The organism is Actinoplanes auranticolor (assembly GCF_018332655.1).
GTDB classification, from domain to species: Bacteria; Actinomycetota; Actinomycetes; order Mycobacteriales; family Micromonosporaceae; genus Actinoplanes; species Actinoplanes auranticolor.
Genome location: NZ_BOQL01000043.1, coordinates 13,809 through 32,451, shown reverse-complemented (window position 1 = coordinate 32,451; position 18,643 = coordinate 13,809). Strand labels below are relative to the sequence as shown.

Sequence of the window (18,643 nt, the reverse complement as noted above, 5' to 3'; positions counted from 1 at the left end):
ATTATCGGTTGTCCTCGGCGGGGGCGGGGGGACGGTAGCGAAGCAGGGCGGGGAACGACAGCGCCAGCACGACGGCCAGCCCCGCGGCGGCGAATCCGCCACCCGCCCAGGACGCGGTCGGCCCGGCCACGTCGGCGGTGGCGCCGGCCCGCAGATCGCCCAGCCGGGGACCACCGGCCACCACCACGGTGAAGACGCCCTGCAGCCGGCCCCGCAGCCGGTCAGGGGCGAACGTCTGCAGGATCGACTGCCGGTAGACCGCACTGACCAGGTCGGCCGCGCCCCCGACGGCCAGCAGCAGCACCATGAGCCAGAGCGAGTGCGCCAGGCCGGCCAGCCCGACCGCGATCCCCCAGCCCACGACGGCGAGGACCAGGGCGACGCCCTGCCGCTTGATCCGCCCGATCCAGCCCGAGGTCAGGCCGCCGAGCACCGAGCCGATGGCGATGGCGGCGAAGAGCCAGCCCACGGCCGAGCCACCGCCGAAGCGGTCCTCGGCGATCTCCGGGAACAGCGCCCGCGGCATGGCCAGCACCATCGCGACGATGTCCACGGCGAAGGAGAGCAGCAGGACCGGCTGGGACACCAGGAAGCGCAGGCCGTCGGCGATGCCGCGCAGACCGGCGGTTGGTTTGGCGGTGACGCCGTCGTCGTGCACCGGCGGGATGGGCGGCAGCCGGTAGGTGGCCCAGAACGAGATGGTGAACAGCAGCGCGTCGACCGCGTACGCGATGGTCACGCCGGCGTCGGTGGACCAGACGCCGAAGATCAGGCCCGCGGCCAGCGGGCCGAGCACGCCGCCGGCGGTCGTGGTCGTGTAGGCCAGGGTGTTCGCGGCCGGCACCAGGCCGGCCGGCACGATCCGCGGGATGATCGCCTGCCGGGCCGGCGAGCTCACCGCGAAGCCGGCCGACTGCACGGCCGTCAGCGCGAGCAGCACCCAGGGGTTGTGCAGGGCGAGCAGCGCCTGGGCCAGCAGGCCGGCCGTGGCCACCCAGGCCAGCGTGGAACTGGCCAGCAGCAGCTTGCGCCGGTCCACCACGTCGGCCGCGGCGCCACCCCACAGCCCGAAGACCAGCAGCGGGACCAGCGCGGCGATCCCCAGCAGGCCCACCCAGGCCGACGAGCGGGTGATCGAGAACATCTCCACCGGTACGGCCACCGCGGTGAACTGGAAGCCGAAGTAAGCGACGCCGTTGCCGACCCACATCCGCCGGTACGCGGTCCCGCGCAGCGGCCGGACGTCGATGACCCAGCTCCTGCGGTGCTCCTGGACCGCTTCCCCGGTGACCTGGCCCGCCGCCTCGACCGGATCCTGGCTCACGGAGCCAGCCGCTCGACGACCCACCCCGCCGCCGTACGGCGGAAGCGCAGCCTGTCATGCAGCCGGTTGCTGCGGCCCTGCCAGAACTCGACGGTCTCGGGGATCACCCGTAGCCCGCCCCAGTGCGGTGGCGGCGGCACCGGGCCCTCGGTGCCGAAGCGCTCGGCGGCGGCGGCCAGCCCGGCCTCCACCGCGGCCCGGTCGGGCAGCACCTGACTCTGCGGGCTGGCCCACGCGCCGAGCTGCGAGCCGCGGGGACGGGTCGCGAAGTACTCCTCGGTCTCGGCCCGGTCCACCTGCTCGACCGCCCCGGCCACCAGCACCTGCCGGTGCATCGCGAACCACGGGAAGACCAGGCTCGCCGCCGGGTTGGCCAGCGCCTCCGTGCCCTTGCGCGAGGTGTAGTTGGTGAAGAAGACGAAACCGCGCTCGTCGAAGCCCTTGAGCAGGACCGTCCGGGCGCTGGGCCGGGCCGCCGGGTCGGCCGTGGCCACGATCATGGCGTTGGGCTCGGGCAGGCCGGCCGCGCCCGCCTCGGCGAACCAGCGGGCGAACTGGCTGGTCCAGTCCGCGGCCAGGTCGGATTCGAGCAGCGCGCCCCGCTCGGCGTAGTCGCGCCGCATGCCGGCGGGCGACAAGGATTCCGGGGTCACACGCTCTCCTTATCCGAGATCGACCAATCGAACCTAAGTCCCGGACGGGGGACCGTCCCCTCGGCGAGGATAGGTGTCGCCGACAGCACATTTCCGCGGGTCGACCACCGGTCGGCCAGCGGGCAAGATGAAGCACCCACGGCTTTGTCCGGCCGGGACCCCAGGAGGCGCATCGTGTCCGATTTCAAGCCAGGCCTGGAAGGCGTGGTCGCCTTCGAGACGGAGATCGCCGAGCCGGACAAGGCGGGCGGCGCGCTGCGTTACCGGGGCGTCGACATCGAGGATCTCATCGGTCACGTCTCGTTCGGCAACGTCTGGGCCCTGCTGGTCGACGGGCGCTTCGGTCCCGGGCTGCCGCCGGCCGAGCCGTTCCCGGTCCCGGTGCACTCCGGCGACATCCGCGTCGACGTGCAGTCCGCCGTGGCCATGCTCGCGCCGTACTGGGGGCTCGGCCAGCTGCTGGACATCGACGACGAGCAGGTCCGCACCGACCTGGCCCGGGTCTCGGTGACCGCGCTGTCGTTCGTCGCGCAGGCCGCCCGTGGGCTGGGCCTGCCGGCCGTGCCGCAGAAGGACATCGACAAGGCGCAGACCATCGTCGAGCGGTTCATGAAGCGCTGGCGCGGCGAGCCCGACCCCCGGCACGTCAAGGCGGTCGACGCGTATTTCATCTCGGCGGCCGAGCACGGCCTGAACGCCTCGACCTTCACCGCCCGGATCGTCGCCTCCACCGGCGCGGACGCCGCGGCCTGCATCTCCTCCGGCATCGGCGCGCTCTCCGGCCCGCTGCACGGCGGCGCCCCGTCGCGGGTGCTGCACATGATCGAGGCCGTCGAGCGCAGCGGCGACGCGGAGGGTTACGTCAAGGGCGTGCTCGACCGCGGCGAGCGGCTGATGGGCTTCGGTCACCGCGTCTACCGCGCCGAGGATCCGCGGGCCCGCGTGCTGCGGCGCACGGCCAAGGAGCTGGGCGCCCCCCGCTTCGAGGTCGCCGAGGCGCTGGAGAAGGCGGCCCTGGCCGAGCTGCACGCCCGCAAGCCCGACCGGGTGCTGGCCACCAACGTCGAGTTCTGGTCGGCGGTCGTGCTCGACTTCGCCGAGGTGCCCTCGCACATGTTCACCTCGATGTTCACCTGCGCCCGGGTGGCGGGCTGGAGTGCCCACATCCTCGAGCAGAAGAGGCTGGGCCGCATCGTACGCCCGAGCGCCCTCTACGTGGGACCGGAGCCGCGCAAGCCCCAGGACGTCGAGGGCTGGGACGCGGTGCCGCATAATCTGTAACGGCTGACTGACCCTCTGGAAGGACCCCCCGTGGCTGACCCGATCCGGATTCCCGACGACCTCAAGCCCGTCGACGGGCGGTTCGGCTCCGGGCCGAGCAAGGTCCGTCCGGAGGGCGTCGCTGCGCTGTCCCGGGTGGCCACGACCTTCATGGGCACGTCGCACCGGCAGCGCACGGTCAAGGACCAGGTGGCCCGGCTGCGGGCCGGCATCGCCCAGTTCTTCTCCGCCCCGGACGGCTACGAGGTGATCATCTCCAACGGTGGCACCAGCGCGTTCTGGGAGACGGCGGCGTTCGGACTGATCCGCGACAAGGCGCAGTTCGCCGAGTTCGGTGAGTTCGGTGCCAAGTTCGCCAAGGCGGTCCGTGACGCGCCGTTCCTGGCCGAGCCGACCGTGCACAAGGCACCCGCCGGCAGCGCGGCCTACCTGACCGCCGAGGCCGGGGTGGACACCTACGCCAGCGTGCAGAACGAGACCTCCACCGGTGTCGCCGTGCCGGTGCAGCGGGTGGCCGGCGCCGACCCCGGTGCGCTGGTCCTGACCGACGCCACCTCGGGCGGCGGCAGCATCGACGTCGATCTGACCCAGACGGACGTGTATTACCTGGCCCCGCAGAAGGCGTTCGGTTCGGACGGCGGCCTGTGGATCGCCCTGATGTCACCGGCGGCGATCGCCCGGGCCCACGAGATCAAGGAGTCGGGCCGCTACATCCCGCAGTTCCTGGATCTGGTCACGGCCGTCGAGCAGTCCCGGCTGGAGCAGACCTACAACACCCCGGCCCTGGCCACGGTCTTCCTGGCGGCCGAGCAGGTCGACTGGATGAACGCGCAGGGTGGCCTCGGCTGGGCGGCCAAGCGCAGCGCCGAGAGCGCGGCGGCGATCTACGGCTGGGCGGACCGCTCGGAGGTGGCGAGCCCGTTCGTCACCGACCCGGCGCTGCGGTCCCACGCGGTCGCCACGATCGACTTCGCCGACAGTGTGGACGCGGCGCAGCTCGCCAAGGTGCTCCGGGCCAACGGCATCGTGGACACCGAGCCGTACCGCAAGCTGGGCCGCAACCAGCTGCGCATCGCGCTGTACCCGACGGTGGACCCGGCGGACGTCGAGGCGCTGACCCGCTGCATCGATTACGTCATCCATAAGTCCTGAACGATCCCGCGGCATCCCCCGTACTGACGGGCGGCAATGTCGCCGGACTCGGGAGGGCACGATGGCACGGACGGGTATCGATACCTCGATCCTGCACAAGGGTGCACACAGCGCCTCTTATTTCGATCTCTCTCGCAGCATGAACGACGGCGCCGAGATCGTGGACTTCTGCATCCCGTGCAACCCGTACTTCCCCACCCCGGAGATGTTCGACGAGCTGTCCCGCGACCTGAAGAACATCCTGAAGTACTACCCCAGCGACGCGGCCAGCATCACCAACAAGCTGGCCAGCGTGCTGGGTCTGCACCCGCAGACCGTGGCCATGGCGAACGGGTCCACCGAGCTGATCACCTGGATCGACCACCTCCTGATCAAGGAGAGCGTCGCGATCCCGATCCCGACGTTCGGCCGGTGGACCGACCAGCCCCTGGAGACCGGCAAGAGGGTCGACATGTTCCCGCTGCAGGAACGCGACGGCTTCCGGCTCAACCTGGAGGACTACGTACGGTTCATCCGCGACCGCGGTTCCCGGGTCGCGGTCGTCTGCAACGTCAACAACCCGGACGGCTGCTACCTGGCCCGCCGTGACGTCATCCGCTTCATGGACGCGCTCGGCGACCTCGACCTGGTGGTCATCGACGAGTCGTTCATCGACTTCTCCGACGCCGAGCAGTACCCCTCGGTCGGCCCGGACGCGGTGATCCGGCCGAACACCGTCGTGCTCAAGAGCCTCGGCAAGAACTTCGGCCTGCACGGCATCCGCTTCGGCTACCTGATGGCCAACCCGGCGATCGCCGGCAAGATCGCCAAGGTGCTGCCCAAGTGGAACCTGAACTCGCTGGCCGAAAAGGTCGTCTACATGATCGAGGACCACCAGGACGAGTACGAGGACAGCCTGCGCCTGCTCAGCCGCGACCGCCGCACGATGGGTGGCGAGCTGGCCCGCATCCCGGGCCTGACCGTCTTCCCGTCACAGGGCAACTTCATCCTGGTCAAGCTCCCGACCGAGTGGTCCGGCGTGGCGCTGCGCGACTATCTGGTCGCCAACCACGGCGTCTACACCCGCGAGTGCGGCAACAAGCTGGGCATGACCAGCCAGTTCATGCGCCTGGTGGTGCGCCCGACCCGCGACGTGGACCGGCTCATCGACGGCATGCTCGACTACGGCCGGCAGTTCCGCACCCGGCCGCTGTACGAGGAGGATCCGCTGGAGCCCGCCCGCCGCTGGGCCAGCACCGTGGAGGACGAGCCGGACAACCTGATCCAGTACCCGGCCCACCGCACCACCGAGTACGCCGGACGCCGCGCGGCGAACGGCTAGACGGAGCGGACCATGACGAGCTCGCCGTCGTCGACTTCGCCGGTCTCGGCGATACCCCGGACGTTGGGCGCGACGAACGCCGACTGCTCCGGGCGTACCTCCAGCTTGATGACGTCCTGGAAGTTCTCCGCGGTGATCGGGCGCAGCTCGACGGTCATGCCGTCTTTTTAGGCCTGCCCCGCACCGGCCGCAACGCCTTATCAGCGCCGGAGATCGTTGAAGATCATCTCTGCAGGTCAATGACTTTGACGGCGTGGCATACCCCCATCGAGTGACCGGGGCGCGTACCGTGTTCCGAAACGCGCCCGGGTGGCTGACTCTCGGGAGCACAGGCCAGACAGCGGCGAGCACGGGACGGAGGCAACGCATGCGGCCGGTACGCTTCGTAGCCCTCTCCGAAGATGGTCAGGCCCTGGTGCTCGCCGACGAGGTCGGCAGGCTCCTGGCTCTCCCGATCGACGACCGGATCAGCGGTGCCCTGCAGTCCGACGGCACGCCGCACCCGGTCGGCACGGCCGTGGCGGTGGCGAACGCCGAGGTGATGGCGTCCCTGTCCCCCCGTGACATCCAGGCCCGGATCCGCTCCGGCGAGTCCGCCGAGGACGTCGCCCGGGTGGCCGGTGTCCCGGTCGACCGCGTCCTGCGTTACGCGGGCCCGGTGCTGCAGGAGCGGGCCATGCTGGCCCAGCACGCGCGCCGCACCCGCCTCAAGACCTCCGACTCCGGTGCCCCGCTGGCCGAGGTCGTGGACAGCCGGCTCGCCCAGCACGGCATCGACACGGAGAAGATCTCCTGGGACGCGTTCCGCCGCGAGGACGGCACCTGGCGCATCGTCGCCACGTGGCCGTCGGGCAAGGCGACCGCCCAGGCGATGTGGGATCTCGACAAGGGCCGCCAGGTGGTGGCTCCGCACGACGACATGGCGCAATATCTGTGTGCCGAGCGTCCGACCCAGATCCTGGGCCAGGAGCCGGTGCCGGAGCGCACCCCGCACGAGCGTGGCGGCCACGGCCTGCCGGGCCCGTCGCGCATCAACGAGCCCGCCCGCGGCGGCCGCGGCCTGCCCGCGGCTGACGCGCCCCGGCCGACCCGTGACCCGATCCGGGCCGGTCGTGACGCCCTGCTGGCCTCGCTGGACCGTCCCCTCAGTGGTCAGGGCTCGGGCCGCGGCCTGGAGCCGGCCGCGCAGGAGTCGCGCCGGCCGGTCGCCGGTGGTGCGGCGGCGCTGCTGGGCGGTGGCGCCGGTTCCGCGTTCGACGACGACGCCGACCTGCCCAAGGAGGTCCCGGCGGTGCCGAGCCTCGCGGTCCTGCGTCCCCGCCGTACGGTGGGCCAGTCCCAGGGCGGCGACTCGACCGATACCGAGGAGACCGCCAAGCCCCGCAAGCGCCTGCCGAGCTGGGACGACGTCCTGTTCGGCGGCGGCCCGGCGGCGCGCGAAAGCTCCTGATCACCAGCTCTTCAGCGTGGTGTAGCCCTCGCCCGGAACGCTGTGGACGAGGGCGATCTCACCCAGCGGCCACGACGGCCCGGCATAACCGTCGAGGGCCAGCCTGACCACTGGATCGTCCCTGTACGCCACCGTGAGATGCGGCGTGAACTCCCGCTCCACCAGCCCCAGCCGTTCCGAGACGTCCCGGTGCAGCGGCGCCAGGTCCCCCTCGACGCCGGCCCACAGCACGGTGGACCTGCCCTTGCCGAAGCGTCCTCCGCCGCGCAGCCGCAACTCGGCGCCCCGCGGCACGGTGACCTCGTCGAGCGCCCGCTCGATCTCGGGCAGCCGTTCCGCCGCGACCTCACCGAGGAACGCCAGAGTGATGTGCCAGCGGTCGATCGGCGTGAGGCGCACGGTGCGGTTGCCGCCGTCGGTCAGGCGGTGACGCAGGTCCCGGCACACGTTCCCGGGTGGATAGATCGCCACGAAGAGCCGCACGCAGCGACTGTAGCGGTCAGGCGGCGCGCAGCCGCAGACCCGCGGCGTGCAGCAGACCCTCCACCCGGACCCGTTCGATCTCGCGATCCATCCCGTCGAGCTGGGCGAGGTGCTCGGTCAGGCCGAGGGACCGGCTGGCCATGGCGAGCCGATGGTCGTAGGCCCGCAGCACGGCGGTGAGCCAGGCGGCCGAGTCGATGGTCGGCGAGCTGCGCCGCTGCCGGTCGAGCCGGCGCAGCTCGGCCACCAGTTCCTCGAGGCTCGGCTCGTGGTCGGGCGGCCGCAGCTCCAGGTTTCCGGCGGAAAACTCCCGCTCCAGGCACCGCAGAGCATGAGTTTCCTGCCGCCCTCCCCGGCTGAAGAGGCGGCGGGCGACCAGCTCGTCGGCGCAGACGACGACCGCGACGGCGCATGGCAGACACAGCAGCGCGAGCAGCGCCGTCGCGAGCACAGCCATGTGCGTGATTGCCACCGTCTGACGCTAAGGCCTGTCCTGAGCAAACAGTTAGGGCCGTTCGGATGACCCGGTCTGCCATACATATCCACAGGTTTGTCCTCAGCCGATCTGCCGGTCCCGGCCGGCCAGCACCCCGGCGACCATCTGCGGCACCATCAGCAACGCCAGCAGCGCCAGCGGAATCCGCCAGCTTCCGGTGTGGTCGTAGAGCACACCGACCACGATGGGCCCGGGAACCGACAGCAGATAACCGGTGCTCTGCGCGAACGCGGACAGCCGGGAAACCGTGGCGGCATCCCGGCCACGCAGCGCGATCATGGTCAGGACCAGAGGGAACGAGCAGTTGGCCACGCCCAGCAGCACGACCCACAGCCAGGGGGCGGCAGCCGGATCCGCCCACAGGCCGACGTAACCGGCGACGCCGAAGAGCCCGATCAGGACCGCGACACCACTCTGCCGGGGCAGCCGGCCGGCGAGGGCGGAAAGAGCAAAAGACAGCGGTACGCCGAGCAGGGCGGTGACGGCGAAGAGCAGACCAGCGGTACGCGCGGAGAGCCCGGCGTCCCGGAAGATCTGCGGCAACCAGCCCATGATCACGTACGCGGCGGTCGACTGCAGCCCGAAGTAGACGGCCAGCGCCCAGGCGATCGGCTCCCGCCGCAACTGCAGCACCGCCCCGCCCTCTGCAACCGGTGCGATCCGGCTCGGCGCGGTCCGGGACGGTGTGCGGTCACGGGCGAGCAGGATCCAGGCCGGCAGGGCCGCAGCCGCGATCACGGCCCACACGCCCAGCCCGAGCCGCCAGTCCCCGCCGAAGACCCCGGCGGTCAGCGGCACAGTGACCGCCGCCGCGGTGGATGCGCCCAGGTTCAGGGCGACCGAGTACAGCCCGGTCATCGCGCCCACCCGGTCCGGGAACCGCTGCTTGACCACCACCGGGAGCAGGACGTTGGCCAGGGCGATGCCGGCCAGCGCCAACGCGGTCAGCGCGAGGAACGAGCCGGTGCCCCCGGCGAACGGTCGCACCGCGAGGCCGAGCGCGAGCGCGGTGGTGCCGAGGGCGATCACCCCGCCGGTCCCCCACCGCCGGGCCAGCAACGGCGCGGTCGACCCGACCACGGCGAAACAGACCGCCGGCACCGACGTGAGCAGGCCGGCAACGGCAGCGCTCATGCCGAGACTCGCCCGCACCTCTGCCAGCACCGGCCCCAGGCTGGTGACGGCCGGCCGCAAGTTGATGGCGACCAGCACCAGCCCGACCACCGCGAGCGGACGGATCTTCACCGCGGTACGCGGCTCGGCGCTGGTGGTCGTCATGGCCCTATCATAGAATCATGGGATGAATCTGGATCCAGTGTCGCGGGGCACATCTCTCTCCGACCAGGTGATCGCCCGGCTCCGGATGCAGATCACCTCCGGCGCCTGGCCGGTCGGCTCGCGCATCCCGACCGAACCGGAGCTGGTCGCCCAGCTCGGGGTCGCCCGCAACACCGTCCGCGAGGCGGTCCGGGCGCTGGCCCACAACGGCCTGCTCGACATCCGGCAGGGCTCGGGCACCTGGGTGATCGCCACCAGTGAGCTGGCCGGCGTCATGCAACGCCGCTTCGCGGGCGCGGACCCGGCGCACGTGACCGAGCTGCGCGGCACGCTGGAGGCCGCGGCGGCCGGCTTCGCGGCCCGGCGCCGCACCGCCGAGGACCTGCGCCGGCTCGACGACCTGCTGGCCCAGCGCGAGCGGGCCTGGGCGTCCGGTGACCGCGACGCCTTCGTCGACGCCGACACGGCCTTCCACCAGGCGGTGGTCGCGGCCTCGCACAACGAGGTGCTGATGGAGCTGTACGCCGACCTGGGCCAGGTCATCCGCGACTCCCTCCGGGACCACTTCGGCGCCCGGCTGAGCCCGGAGGAGTACATGGACCACACCCGCCTGCTGGCCGCGATCCGCGCCGAGGATCCCGCGCAGGCCACCGCCGAGGCGGCCGCCCACACCGCAAGCTGCGAAGCCGTCCGCTGATCCCACCCGGCAGCCGCGCGGCAGGCTCGACGTCCGCCGACGGCAAAGCCGCTCGGAGCCCGCGGGCGGCAACCGTGCAGCCCGCTCGACCCACCCCCGACGGCGAAGCCGCCCCGACCGCAAAGCCGCTCGAAGACCTCAGGCGGCGACCGTGCGGGCCGGCTCAGCCGGCGCCGGCTGCTGCACCGGCTCTTCGTCGATCTCCTCGTTCTCGTCCGGCGTCGTGCGGACCAGCGTCAGCCCCGGCCGCGAGCCCCCGTGCAACGAAAGCCGGTCGCCACTCGTGCGCAGCTGCCAGACGAGCGCCGCGACCGCGGCGATCAGGCAGATGATCCCGGCGGCCCAGATGCTCGACGGGACGCCGAAGTGCTCGCCCCACCAGCCGGCCAGCGACGCCCCGATCGGGGTCGTGCCCAGGAAGACCAGCACGTACAGGGCCATCACCCGGCCGCGGTAGGCCGAGTGCACGCCCATCTGGACCCGGTGGTTCGCCGCTTGGGCCAGGTAGATCGAGAAGAACCCGGTCGGCACCAGCAGGATCATCGCGACGATGAAGTTGGGGGCGAAGCCGACCGCCACCTCGAAGACCGCGAACGCCAGTGCCGCGCCCAGGACGACGTACACCCCGGGCCGACTGCGGCGGCCGCTGCCCGCCAGCGCGCCGCCGAGCGCGCCCACCGCCAGGGCCGTGGTCAGCAGGCCGAAGGTCGACGGGCCGGCGTTGAAGTTGATTTTGGCCAGCGCGGCCAGGGTGACGGGGAAGTTGAAGCCGATCATGCCGACGGCGGCCATCAGGGCGATCGGGAGCAGCAGGTCGTGGCGCTTCCACACGTAGCGCAGGCCGTCGGCGATGCGGGTGTCGTCCGCCGACGGGCGCGCCATGGACCGGTGCAGTTCCTGGACCCGCATGGCCAGGTAGCTGAAGATCGGCGCGACGGCCAGGGCGGTGGCGATCAGGAAGACCGGGCCGGTGTCCAGCAGGGCCAGGGCCACGCCGGCCAGGGCCGGGCCGCCGATGCGGGCGGTGTTGAACGTCGCCGCCGACAGGGCGAGGGCATTCGGCAGCAACGGCAGCTCGACCAGCTCGGAGACGAAGGACTGGCGCACCGGGGTCTCGATGGCGTTCGCCACGCCGAGCAGGGTGGCGAAGAGGAACACGTGCCAGAGCACCACGACGCCGCTGGCCACCAGGATCGCGAAGACGATGGCGGTGACCGCGAACGCCGCGTTCGCGCTGATCAGGAGCTTGCGCTTGTCGAAGCGGTCGGCGAGCTTGCCGGCCCACAGGGTCAGCAGCAGGACCGGCAGGAACTGCAGGGCGGTCACTATGCCGAGCGCGCCGGGCGAGTTGTTGGACAGATTGAGCACCAGCCAGTCCTGCGCGGTGAACATCATCCACACGCCGACGAGCTTGACCAGCTGCCCGATCGAGAACAGCCGGTAGTTGCGGACCTGCAGGGACCGGAATGTCGTGCTCAGCACTGCCCGCACTCGGGTTGCGCCTCCTCATCAGCCGTACGCGTCATCGCGGTGTGACGGAGGCTGGCGGGTGCGCTCGCTCAGTTGCGGGCGACCTGCCGCAGGATCTGCGCGGCCCGCTCGAGCGTGTCGCGTTCGTCCTCGGTGAGCTCGGCCAGCTGCAGCGCCAGCCACTCGTTGCGCGCCTTCTCGAACTGGGCGTAGACCGCCCGGCCCTCCTCGGTCGCCGCCAGGATCACCTGGCGGCGGTCGGTCGGATGCGGCGTCCGGGCGACCAGCCCGCGCTCCTCCAGCTTGCCGACGATCTTGGTCATCGTCGGTGGCTGCACCCGCTCGACGTCGGCCAGCTCCCGTGGGGTCAGCACACCGGCCAGTTGCAGGCTGGTCAGCGCCGAGAGCTGGCTGAACGTCAGGTCGCCGACCGCGCGGGCCTGCCGCAACCGCCGGTTGAGCCGCATGATCGCTTCGCGCAGCGAAATGGCCAGTTGCTCGGCTGTAACCCGCTCCGCCACCGACCGCTCCATCACGTTTCTTAGCCTAGCTAATGAGCTTGGCTAACGACATGCCAACGGCTATGACCGTGGTCACCGGGCACGCTAGCGCACCCGGTGACCACGATCTCAGAGCAGCACCGACTCGAGCGGACCACGCAGGAAGTACAGGACGAAGAGCACCGCGACGCCGTACAGCAAGGGGTGGATCTCCCGGGCCTTGCCGACCGCCACCTTGATCACGACGTAGGAGACGATGCCGGCGCCGATGCCGTTGGAGATCGAGTAGGTGAACGGCATCAGCGTGATCGCCAGGAACGCCGGGATGGCGATCTCGTAGTCGGTCCAGTCGATCTGCCGGACCGCCATCATCATCAGGAATCCGACCACCACCAGCGCCGTCGACGCCGCCTCGAACGGCACCACCGTGACCAGCGGGGCCAGGAACATGGCCAGCAGGAACAGCACGCCGGTGACCAGGTTGGCCACGCCCGTGCGGGCGCCCTCGGCGACACCGGAGGCGCTCTCGATGAACGAGGTGTTGCTCGAGACGCTGGCCGCGCCACCGGCCGCCGCGGCGACCGAGTCGACGAGCAGGATCTCCCGCGTACGCGGCGGCATGCCCTCCTCGTCCAGCAGGCCACCCTCCTGGCCGACCGCGACCATCGTGCCCATCGTGTCGAAGAAGTCGGTGATCAGCAGGGTGAAGATGAACATCAGCACGACCAGCCAGCCGGCCCGGCCCCACGAGTCGAAGACGTTGAAGTTGCCCAGCAGCGACAGGTCGGGAGTGTCCACCACCTTGTCCGGCAGCGCGGGCACGTTCAGCGACCAGCCGCTCGGGTTCGGCTTGCCGTCGACGAAGGACGGGCCCACCTTGGCGATCGCCTCCACGATGATCGCCAGCACCGTGGTGACCAGGATGCCGATCAGGATCGCGCCCTTGACCTTGCGGACGAAGAGCACCAGCGTGATCAGCAGGCCGATGCAGAAGACGAACAGCGGCCAGGTCGCGAGCTTCCCGCCGAGACCCAGCTCGACCGGGACGGTGGTGCCGGCCGCGTCCGGGATGCGCCGCACGAAGCCGGCGTCGACCAGACCGATGATCATCAGGAACAGGCCGATACCGACGCCGATCGCCGTCTTCAGCTGGGTGGGCACGGCCCGGAAGACCGCGGTACGCAGACCGGTCAGCACCAGGACGGCGATGATCACACCCTCGATGAAGACCAGGCCCATCGCGTCGGCCCAGGTCATCTCGGGCGCGATCTCGTAGGCCACCAGGGCGTTCACGCCGAGGCCGGCCGCCAGCGCCAGCGGGAAGCGCGCCACGACACCCATCAGGATGGTCATCACGCCGGCCACCAGCGCCGTACCGGCCGCCAGGGCCGCGACGGGCAGCTTGCCGCCGGCCGCGTCCACGCCCGCGGCCAGGATCAGCGGGTTGAGCACCACGATGTAGGCCATCGTGAAGAAGGTGGCGAAACCACCGCGGACCTCCCGGCCGACGGTCGAGCCGCGGGCCGAGATCTCAAAAAATCGATCAAAACCGTTCTTCGGGGTACGCCCGGACGCGCCGGCGTCCGTCTCGGCAGCAGCAGTGGACATTCGCGCCTCTCCACAGGACCGACAGGGGTCGATGGGCGCATCAAATCAGAAGCCTGACCTCGGCAAAAGTCAGGAATTGTTACAACCGTCACGAGGGCACACAGCGGATCATCGCCGCCGTAGTCTGATGGTCGTGGCCGACCTGTCCCCCGCCCCGCACGAACACCCGCACGGCCTCGACGCGGTGACGGGCACCAAGCCGCGCCCGGAGCCGCTGGACCCGCCGATGGTCCCGTTCGCGCTGACCGGCATCGCCGCGTTCACCGTGGCCGGCGTGGTCCTGCTGCTGACGGGCGCGCCGGAGAGCTGGCTGTGGACGTGCCTGGCCGGCGCACTGTGCGGCATCCCGGGTCTGCTGACGATGCTGCGCCACGACGCCAACCGGCGCCGCCGCCGGGCCCTGTCGCACCCCGAGTTCAAGGTGACCGAGACGGCGTAGCGCCGTACGGGCACGGGGCCGCCCGCCTTGTTCTGGCGTCCGGCCGACGCGGCGCCCGGCAACGTGGGTGAGCTGACCGCCACGGTGACCGTCGACGCGGACGCCGAGGCCGCGAACAACAGCAAGAGCATCCCGGTGGTGACATCTCCGGTGCGCAGCCCTGTCCTGCAGGTGAGCCAGGAAACCATCACCCGGGTGGACGGCTTCAGCTCCGCCGCCACCGGCAAGAACCCGGTCGAGGCCCTGGACCGCGCCGAGGTGTACAACGGCAAGCCCATCCCGCCCGGCGGCAAGGGCACCACGCTCGCGGAGATCTCCAACTACGGCGCCGTGACCGCGGCCGGCCTCCGCACCGTCGGCAAACTGCCCGCCGGCGTCCGCTTCCTCACCGACGGCCTCGACAACTGCGACTTCTCGGCCGACAAGCGCACCGCCACGTGCGTCTGGACGCGCAGGAGGCCGGCCTGAGCCCGTGGATCTTCGACCCGGAGCTCGAGAAGTTCGCATCGTCCTACGCGGTGCGGATGCCGATCGTGGTGGACGAGGACGCGAAGGGTCCGGCCGATCTGACCGGCGGCGCATGGACGGTCGCCGCCCTCGCTGCCGCGGAGCCCGACCTGACCGGCCGGCGGCGGGTCCGGCAATGGCAGCGGGTCGGGAGACGACAGCGGTACGGGCGGCGGCTCCGACGATCCGGGCCTGCCCATCACCGGACCGGCGGCGTCCACGGTGGTCGGACTGGGCGCTGCCCTCGTGGCGTTCGGCGTGGTCCTCGCGTACGCCGGACGCCGTCGGCGGGCGCCGGAAGGCCGGTCCTGACCGCTCCTCCGCAGCGGAGCCGGCGGCACAGCCTCAGCTGTGGCCGTACGGCTCCGCGGGCTCGCCGGCCTCGACCGAGCCGGGCGCGCGGCTGACCGCCACCGCCTCGACCTCACTGTCGTCGTAGACCGTGGGCAGCTCTTCGACCGGCTGCTCCGTCGCGCCCAGCAGTGCCTCGGAGTGGGCGCCGCAGCCGTGGTCCGCGCTGACGGCCTTGGCGTCGTCGGGGGCGTACAGGTTGCCGCAGACGCCGAACATGCTGCGCAGGGAACCTGCCAAGGGCAGGTAGAAGCCGCAGGTGCCGCAGCGGGCGTTCCGCGGGGCGGCGGTGGAGATGGGTGCCTCGGGGCCGGCCTCGCCGTCGTACCAGCGCTGCGCGGTCTCGATCCGGCCCTCGCGGGACATCACGCGGGAGCGGCCCAGGCCGAGCTCCCAGGAGACCTCCTCGACGGCCGCGTCGTCGCTGAGCACGTAGCCCGGCGCGAGCCGCTCGTCGTCCGGCGCGGTCGGCATGAGGTCGCCGACGCCCAGGTCACCGGCCTGCACCCGCTCGTTCCAGGGCACCCAGGCCGGGGCGAGCATGGCCTCGGGACCGGGCAGCAGCACGGTCTCGCAGACGGTGACGTGCCGCGAGCGCGGCACGCGGGTCACGGTGACGGCCCAGCGCCAGCCCTGGTAACCGGCCAGGTGGCTCTCGAAGAAGTGGGTCACGACCCGGTCGCCCTCGGCCACCGCCTCGAGATGGTCACCGATGTCACTCGGCTCCACTTCGGTGATGGCACCCCGCGCAACCCCGACAGCATCGGCACAGACCTGGTCGAGTCGGGCAGCACGCACTGAGGTCCTGGTCGTCACGTCTCCATTGTCCCCTACTCGTGGACGGCCCACGCAGCGACTCCCCCAGATCTCCGCGTCCGGAAGGGGACGGAAGTCGCCTCGATGCGACAGGATGGGGCGATGCCGCTGCTTCCCACCATCGGACGCACCGTCGGCACCGGCGTCAGGGCCCTGCGGATGCTGGTGCGCGGATCGCTGCGCGGCAGCGTCTGGGCCACCCGCCGGGTCGGTGACGCCCGGGCCCGCGGCGCGGCCAACGAGGTCGGCATGGTCCGGCTCTTCGACCTGCACGCCGTGTCCTGCGCGGGCGACACCCTGATCGCGATCGGCCTGGCCGGCACGATCTTCTTCAACGTGCCGCTGGGCGAGGCCCGCAGCAAGGTGGCGCTCTACCTGCTGATCACGATGGTCCCGTTCGCCCTGCTGGCCCCGGTGGTGGGCCCGCTGCTGGACCACTTCCGGCACGGCCGCCGGTACGCCCTGGCGGTGACGATGCTGGGCCGGGCGTTCCTGGCCTACGTGATCTCGGACAACCTGCTGGGCTGGGGCCTGTATCCGGCGGCGTTCGGGGTGCTGGCGCTGTCCCGGGCGTACGGGGTGGCCCGCTCGGCCGCCGTGCCCCGGCTGCTGCCCAAGGACATCGGTCTGTCCCAGGCAGGTGCCCGGGCCAGCGTGTACGGCACCTTCGCGGGCGCGGTGGTCGCCCCGATCGGCCTGGCCGCGTTCTGGTTCGGTCCGCAGTGGCCGCTCCGGGTGGCGTTCCTGATCTTCCTGGTGGGCGTGGTGATCTCTCTCCGCCTGCCCCCACGCGCCGACTCCGACCCACCGGAGGCGGTGCCCAGGCCGTTCCGCACGATGCTGCGGCTGCGCCGGGGCGAGGACCGGCCGCTGTCGGGCAAGCTGGTGGTCGCCACCCTGATCGGCAGCGCAAGCTTCCGCTGCCTGTACGGCTTCCTGCTGCTCTACTTCGCCTTCGCGGTGAAGGCCGGCTCACTGGGCACGACATTCTTCGGCCGCGACATCGGCAGCCAGGGCGCGGTGGCCGTGGTCGGCGGCGCACTGGCGGTCGGCACCTTCCTGGCGACAGCGGTAGGAACCCGCCTGCGCATCCGCCGCCCGACAGCCCTCCAATCAAGCGGCCTGACCATCACGGCCGGCGTGGCGGTGCTCACAGCGATCTTCTTCACACTGCCGATGGTGGCTCTGCTGTCCCTGGTGGCCTCGATCTTCAGCGGCATCTCGAAGTTGACGGTCGACGCCAGCATTCAGGAAAGGGTGCCGGAAAGACTCCGGGCCAGCGCATTCGCCCACTCCGAAACGGTGCTGATGATCGCCTGGGTGGTGGGCGGTGCGGTCGGCATCATCCCGCTGAACGGCAGGCTGGGCGTATCGATCATGGCGGCGTTCGCGGTGGCGGCAGCGGTACGCGGAACGATCGTGGCGGGGCGCCTGCACAAGGAACGCCTGCATGGTCGGCCGGACGTCGCGATGGAGGAGCCGGGGGGCGGGGACGGGACGCCTACCGAGGTGATCCCGACGTCGCCGGCTCCGGCTGGGGCCTCGACAGCGCCGAAGTCTGGTGGGCCGGCTGCGGGTGGCCGACCGGCTTCCGGCCCGGGGTCCGCCGCGCCGGTGGCACCTTCCTCGGCCGCACCGGGGCAATCGCCAGGCCATACCGCGTCTCGGCGGCGGGCGGCGGATGACGTGACGTCGGGCAGCCAGGCGGACGACGAGCAGGCGGCTGAGGCCGGTCCGCGTAAGCGCCGCCTCTTCTCACGGTCCGGTTCGCGGAAGGGATCGGGAGCGCAGCCGGCGGCCGCGGCGGATCCGGCCACGAACGCGGGGACCGGGTCGATGCCCTCGCCGTCGAGCCGATTGGATTCACCCGGTAGGGCCGACAAGGCCGACAAGGCCGACAGGGCTGGCAGGGCCGACAGGGCTGGCAGGGCTGGCAGGGTCGGCGGAGGTCGCGGCCCGGACGAGCCCAAGGACGACTCGGCCCCACCCGGATTCCACATCTACCGCCCGTCATCCGCCACGAACGGCAACGGCTCCCGCGACGAGCCCAACCCGTGAGCCAAGACCACCCCGTGCGGCCGGTCGTGCAACCCGGCCAGACCGCGCAGCCGGGCCAGGCCGCGCGACCAGGCCGAGCCGTGCAGCCGGAGCGGCTGCTCATCGTCACCGCGGTGGAAGCTGAGGCCGCAGCAGTCCGGGCCGGTGTCCAAGCCTCCGGAGTCCACCCCGACACAGTCGTAGTCGCCCCCGTAGGCGTCGGCCCCGCTGCCGCAGCCGCCGGCACAGCACGCCTGCTCACCCTGGCTGAAGCCGCCGGCACCCCGTACCGTGCCGTCCTCAGCGCCGGCATCGCCGGGGGTTTCCCGGGCCGGGCCGTGGTCGGAGCGACCGTCCTCGGTGCCCGGACGATCGCCGCCGATCTGGGCGCGGAAGCGCCCGACGGTTTCCTCCCGGTCGATCAGCTCGGCTTCGGCAGCAACCTCCTCGAAGCCGACCCGGCACTCCGCAAAACCCTGACCGCCGCCCTGCCGGCCGCCATCGTCGGCGACATCCTCACGCTCGCCACCGTGACCGGCACCGCCCAGACCGCCGACATCCTGCAGACCCGCCACCCCCGCGCTGTGGCCGAGGCCATGGAGGGCTACGGCGTCGCCTGTGCCGCGCAGCTCGCCGGTGTCCCGTTCGCCGAGATACGCACCATCTCCAATCCGATCGGCCCGCGGGATCGGGCTGCCTGGCGCCTTCCCGAAGCATTCTCCGCCCTCACCGAGGCCGTCGCCGCAGCCTGTGGATAACTCTGTGGAAAACGTCCCGGGC

19 protein-coding genes are annotated in these 18,643 nt (G+C 71.5%); 9 read left to right on the top strand and 10 right to left on the bottom strand.

Features of this window, described 5'->3' with window-relative positions:
* Position 1: 1 nt before the first annotated feature.
* Entirely contained in the window at positions 2-1,324 is a 1,323-nt protein-coding gene (locus Aau02nite_RS26745; protein ID WP_212991333.1) for an MFS transporter, read from the bottom strand.
* Positions 1,321-1,947 (bottom strand): pyridoxamine 5'-phosphate oxidase, encoded by a 627-nt coding sequence (pdxH, locus tag Aau02nite_RS26740; protein WP_212991435.1) that lies wholly within the window; start codon positions 1,945-1,947, stop codon positions 1,321-1,323. Before pdxH ends, Aau02nite_RS26745 begins: the two co-directional genes overlap by 4 nt.
* Positions 1,948-2,151: 204 nt before the next feature.
* Between pdxH and Aau02nite_RS26735 the strand changes: the two genes are divergently transcribed.
* The 3 genes from Aau02nite_RS26735 (at position 2,152) to Aau02nite_RS26725 (ending at position 5,731) form a co-directional block, all read left to right on the top strand.
* A complete protein-coding gene (locus Aau02nite_RS26735; RefSeq protein ID WP_212991332.1) occupies positions 2,152-3,258 on the top strand; it encodes a citrate synthase 2 in 1,107 nt (368 codons plus the stop codon).
* A 30-nt stretch (positions 3,259-3,288) separates the two neighbouring features.
* The gene (gene serC, locus Aau02nite_RS26730; protein ID WP_212991331.1) at positions 3,289-4,410 is read left to right on the top strand and encodes a phosphoserine transaminase; all 1,122 of its coding nucleotides are present in this window, start codon (positions 3,289-3,291) and stop codon (positions 4,408-4,410) included.
* A gap of 139 nt (positions 4,411-4,549) precedes the next feature.
* The gene (locus tag Aau02nite_RS26725) at positions 4,550-5,731 is read left to right on the top strand and encodes a pyridoxal phosphate-dependent aminotransferase (RefSeq protein ID WP_246595453.1); all 1,182 of its coding nucleotides are present in this window, start codon (positions 4,550-4,552) and stop codon (positions 5,729-5,731) included.
* On the opposite strand, the gene Aau02nite_RS26720 is transcribed toward Aau02nite_RS26725, so the two are convergent.
* A complete protein-coding gene (locus tag Aau02nite_RS26720) occupies positions 5,728-5,889 on the bottom strand; it encodes a hypothetical protein (protein WP_212991329.1) in 162 nt (53 codons plus the stop codon). The genes Aau02nite_RS26725 and Aau02nite_RS26720 overlap by 4 nt on opposite strands.
* 209 nt (positions 5,890-6,098) lie before the next feature.
* Here Aau02nite_RS26720 and sepH point away from each other — a divergent pair, with 209 nt between their 5' ends.
* A complete protein-coding gene (sepH, locus tag Aau02nite_RS26715; protein ID WP_212991328.1) occupies positions 6,099-7,181 on the top strand; it encodes a septation protein SepH in 1,083 nt (360 codons plus the stop codon).
* Here sepH and thpR read toward each other — a convergent pair whose 3' ends face one another.
* The 3 genes from thpR to Aau02nite_RS26700 form a co-directional block, all read right to left on the bottom strand.
* The gene (gene thpR, locus Aau02nite_RS26710; RefSeq protein WP_212991327.1) at positions 7,182-7,664 is read right to left on the bottom strand and encodes an RNA 2',3'-cyclic phosphodiesterase; all 483 of its coding nucleotides are present in this window, start codon (positions 7,662-7,664) and stop codon (positions 7,182-7,184) included.
* A gap of 16 nt (positions 7,665-7,680) precedes the next feature.
* The gene (locus Aau02nite_RS26705) at positions 7,681-8,136 is read right to left on the bottom strand and encodes a hypothetical protein (protein WP_246595452.1); all 456 of its coding nucleotides are present in this window, start codon (positions 8,134-8,136) and stop codon (positions 7,681-7,683) included.
* Positions 8,137-8,220: 84 nt separating this feature from the next.
* Positions 8,221-9,438 (bottom strand): CynX/NimT family MFS transporter, encoded by a 1,218-nt coding sequence (locus Aau02nite_RS26700; RefSeq protein WP_212991326.1) that lies wholly within the window; start codon positions 9,436-9,438, stop codon positions 8,221-8,223.
* Between the two features lie 22 nt (positions 9,439-9,460).
* Between Aau02nite_RS26700 and Aau02nite_RS26695 the strand changes: the two genes are divergently transcribed.
* Complete coding sequence (locus Aau02nite_RS26695; RefSeq protein ID WP_212991325.1) at positions 9,461-10,135, top strand: FadR/GntR family transcriptional regulator; 675 nt, start codon at positions 9,461-9,463, stop codon at positions 10,133-10,135.
* Between the two features lie 138 nt (positions 10,136-10,273).
* Here the strand turns inward: Aau02nite_RS26695 and Aau02nite_RS26690 are convergent, their stop codons facing one another.
* The 3 genes from Aau02nite_RS26690 to Aau02nite_RS26680 form a co-directional block, all read right to left on the bottom strand.
* A complete protein-coding gene (locus Aau02nite_RS26690) occupies positions 10,274-11,626 on the bottom strand; it encodes an MFS transporter (protein ID WP_212991324.1) in 1,353 nt (450 codons plus the stop codon).
* A 68-nt stretch (positions 11,627-11,694) separates the two neighbouring features.
* Positions 11,695-12,141, bottom strand: coding sequence for a MarR family winged helix-turn-helix transcriptional regulator (locus Aau02nite_RS26685; RefSeq protein ID WP_212991323.1), 447 nt, complete (start codon positions 12,139-12,141; stop codon positions 11,695-11,697).
* A gap of 93 nt (positions 12,142-12,234) precedes the next feature.
* The gene (locus Aau02nite_RS26680) at positions 12,235-13,713 is read right to left on the bottom strand and encodes an NCS2 family permease (protein ID WP_212991322.1); all 1,479 of its coding nucleotides are present in this window, start codon (positions 13,711-13,713) and stop codon (positions 12,235-12,237) included.
* 226 nt (positions 13,714-13,939) lie between these two features.
* Here Aau02nite_RS26680 and Aau02nite_RS26675 point away from each other — a divergent pair, with 226 nt between their 5' ends.
* Both Aau02nite_RS26675 and Aau02nite_RS26670 read left to right on the top strand, forming a co-directional pair.
* Positions 13,940-14,152, top strand: a complete 213-nt coding sequence (locus tag Aau02nite_RS26675; protein ID WP_246595471.1) for a DUF2530 domain-containing protein — start codon at positions 13,940-13,942, stop codon at positions 14,150-14,152.
* 27 nt (positions 14,153-14,179) lie between these two features.
* Positions 14,180-14,620, top strand: coding sequence for a hypothetical protein (locus Aau02nite_RS26670; RefSeq protein WP_212991320.1), 441 nt, complete (start codon positions 14,180-14,182; stop codon positions 14,618-14,620).
* A 384-nt stretch (positions 14,621-15,004) separates the two neighbouring features.
* Here Aau02nite_RS26670 and Aau02nite_RS26665 read toward each other — a convergent pair whose 3' ends face one another.
* Positions 15,005-15,826, bottom strand: coding sequence for a DUF3027 domain-containing protein (locus Aau02nite_RS26665; RefSeq protein ID WP_212991319.1), 822 nt, complete (start codon positions 15,824-15,826; stop codon positions 15,005-15,007).
* A 102-nt stretch (positions 15,827-15,928) separates the two neighbouring features.
* Here Aau02nite_RS26665 and Aau02nite_RS26660 point away from each other — a divergent pair, with 102 nt between their 5' ends.
* Both Aau02nite_RS26660 and Aau02nite_RS26655 read left to right on the top strand, forming a co-directional pair.
* Positions 15,929-17,884 (top strand): MFS transporter, encoded by a 1,956-nt coding sequence (locus tag Aau02nite_RS26660; protein ID WP_212991318.1) that lies wholly within the window; start codon positions 15,929-15,931, stop codon positions 17,882-17,884.
* A gap of 95 nt (positions 17,885-17,979) precedes the next feature.
* Positions 17,980-18,621 (top strand): futalosine hydrolase, encoded by a 642-nt coding sequence (locus Aau02nite_RS26655; protein WP_438841176.1) that lies wholly within the window; start codon positions 17,980-17,982, stop codon positions 18,619-18,621.
* Positions 18,622-18,643: the final 22 nt, after the last annotated feature.

Coding starts and splice junctions, on each gene's coding strand:
- Aau02nite_RS26725 (WP_246595453.1), top strand. CDS start 4,550: ATGAACGACGGCGCCGAGATCGTGGACTTCTGCATCCCGTGCAACCCG.
- Aau02nite_RS26660 (WP_212991318.1), top strand. CDS start 15,929: ATGCCGCTGCTTCCCACCATCGGACGCACCGTCGGCACCGGCGTCAGG.
- Aau02nite_RS26720 (WP_212991329.1), bottom strand. CDS start 5,889: ATGACCGTCGAGCTGCGCCCGATCACCGCGGAGAACTTCCAGGACGTC.
- Aau02nite_RS26700 (WP_212991326.1), bottom strand. CDS start 9,438: ATGACGACCACCAGCGCCGAGCCGCGTACCGCGGTGAAGATCCGTCCG.
- pdxH (WP_212991435.1), bottom strand. CDS start 1,947: ATGCGGCGCGACTACGCCGAGCGGGGCGCGCTGCTCGAATCCGACCTG.
- Aau02nite_RS26680 (WP_212991322.1), bottom strand. CDS start 13,713: ATGTCCACTGCTGCTGCCGAGACGGACGCCGGCGCGTCCGGGCGTACC.
- sepH (WP_212991328.1), top strand. CDS start 6,099: ATGCGGCCGGTACGCTTCGTAGCCCTCTCCGAAGATGGTCAGGCCCTG.
- Aau02nite_RS26695 (WP_212991325.1), top strand. CDS start 9,461: ATGAATCTGGATCCAGTGTCGCGGGGCACATCTCTCTCCGACCAGGTG.
- Aau02nite_RS26675 (WP_246595471.1), top strand. CDS start 13,940: ATGGTCCCGTTCGCGCTGACCGGCATCGCCGCGTTCACCGTGGCCGGC.